The following is a 2,256-nucleotide window of genomic DNA, read 5'->3' on the forward strand; positions in this document are numbered from 1 at the left end:
GAACGAAAAAAATATAAATATAAATAATTTTTATGATATAGCAGTTTATACAAATAAATATAAATCATGTACTTTTGAAAAAACTAATGCAAGAATAGATTATATATTTGTAGATAAACTAATAACAATAGATAATTATATTATAGATTTAGTACAATATTCAGATCATTATCCAGTGATAGGGAATTTGCGATAGTTTAGTATAAAATGTAACAATAAAGTTACATATAATATATAAAACTTGTTTAAAAAAAATTAATCAAATATAATTTAAATAGTCTTAAAGGTGAGGTGGATAATGAGCAAACAAACATTAAATAGAAATGACAATGAAAAACAAAAGAAATGTAGCAGAGTTAAAGATTTAAAGAAAAATAAAAAAAGGAACGGTATCATTGGTGTTATAATTGTAGTTTTTTCTTTAGGAATTATAATTGATCGTTTTAATAAAACATATATATACAACAATAATATAGCTAAAAATATATTTATAGAAAATGTAGATGTATCACAAATGACAAAAGAAGAGGCTATAAAAGCAGTATCAAATAATTATAGCCCTAAAAATATAGACCTTTCTTATGAAGATAAGAAATATGATATATTACCAAAAGATATAGATTTAAAGTACAATGTAGAAAAAGCAGTACAAGAAGCTTACAATTATACAAAAACAGATAAATATATTGAGAATGTAAAAAGATATTTTAGTCTTAAAGATAATAAAAAGGATATAGAAATTAAATCTTCTTATGACGAAGCAAAATTGAGTGAGTATATACAAAAGATATCAAAAGATATAAACGTAGATAGAGTGAATTCAAAAGTGTATATCTCAAACTTAGGCGATATAAGTACGAGTCCGTCTACTGTGGGAAAAGAACTAGATGTAGCATCTACTAAAGAAAGTATAATAAATACTATTAAGAATAAAGAATATAACGAAATACAACTAAAAGTTAATATAAAAAATCCAAATATAAAAACAGAAGATGCTAAAAGCATAGATACTTTACTTGCTCAGTTTACTACTAAATTTTCAACAAATGCTTCAAGTAGAGTTCATAATATAATAACTGCGGCCAATAAAAGCAGCAATATATTATTAATGCCAGGCGAAGAATTTTCATATAATAATTTAACGGGTATAAGAAATAAATCAAATGGATATAAAGATGCACCAGTTATAATAAATGGAAAGTTAGAAGATGCACTTGGAGGTGGAGTTTGCCAAGTATCTACAACACTATACAATTCAGTTTTAAGTTCAGGGCTACAATTAACTTCAAGAACTAACCATTCTTTAGTATCAAGCTATGTTCCTCTTGGTAGAGATGCTATGGTAAATGATGTTGGAACTGATTTTAGATTTAAAAATCCATACTCTCATCCTATATATATAAAAAATATAGTAGGAAATGGAACAGTTACATCTAGAATATATGGTAATTCAATGGATAAGAAAAATATAGATATTAAAGTGGATACTTTTAAACAAAATGGATTAGATGCTGCTAAAACATATAGATTGTATAAAGATTCTAATGGAAATGTAGTAAAAAAAGAATATATAGATAAGAGTGTATATAAAAAAGCTAAAAAATAAAAATAATCCTATGAAGTTAGATATTGAAAATCTAATCTCATAGGATTATTTTTTTATTTGAAAGTAAACATACTATTTTCTTCAAATTTAATTAAAATCTTATTACCTATCTCAAAATCTCTTGCATCTTTATTTATATCTATTTCAATGGGATTGTGTTTTTGAACAGAATTATTTGTTACACATACTGTATAACTAAAAGGATTTTCTATTATACTAGTTACAATAAAACAAAAATATTCTCTCCTCGAATTTTTTCGATAGATATATGATGAGCTCTTATACCTACATATTTAATATCATCTTCTAAAATATCATTAACCATATATACCCCCAGTCTTTTGCATAAATTGTATTATTATTTAGTTTCTGGGCTGTAAAAATATTTTTACAACCAGTTATTTTTGCCTTAATTAAGTATTAAATTAACGTAAAATATATTTATAAAAGAGGATTTACAAGAAAAATGTTGAATTATAAGAGATAATAGATTTAAGTAATTTTGTACAAAGTATAATAAAAAATTATGATTATTATATACCTTTATTTGTAAATGAAGATAAATAAAGCATAAAAAGAATAAGAAAAATAATGGCATAGAAGAAAATTTAGGAGGAGATTTATGAAACTATTTGATGTAGTAAGTGTAG

Annotated in this window: 1 protein-coding gene and 1 pseudogene; both read left to right on the plus strand. The window is 23.7% G+C overall.

Going from position 1 to position 2,256, the window contains the following annotated elements:
* Nucleotides 1-196 (plus strand): annotated as a pseudogene (locus VLM92_RS02155) (endonuclease); the annotation flags it as partial.
* Between the two features lie 102 nt (nt 197-298).
* Entirely contained in the window at nt 299-1,606 is a 1,308-nt protein-coding gene (locus VLM92_RS02160) for a VanW family protein (protein ID WP_325274711.1), read from the plus strand.
* Nucleotides 1,607-2,256 lie beyond the last annotated feature (650 nt).

Source organism: Romboutsia sp. (assembly GCF_035470145.1).
Taxonomy (GTDB): Bacteria; Bacillota; Clostridia; order Peptostreptococcales; family Peptostreptococcaceae; genus Romboutsia_D.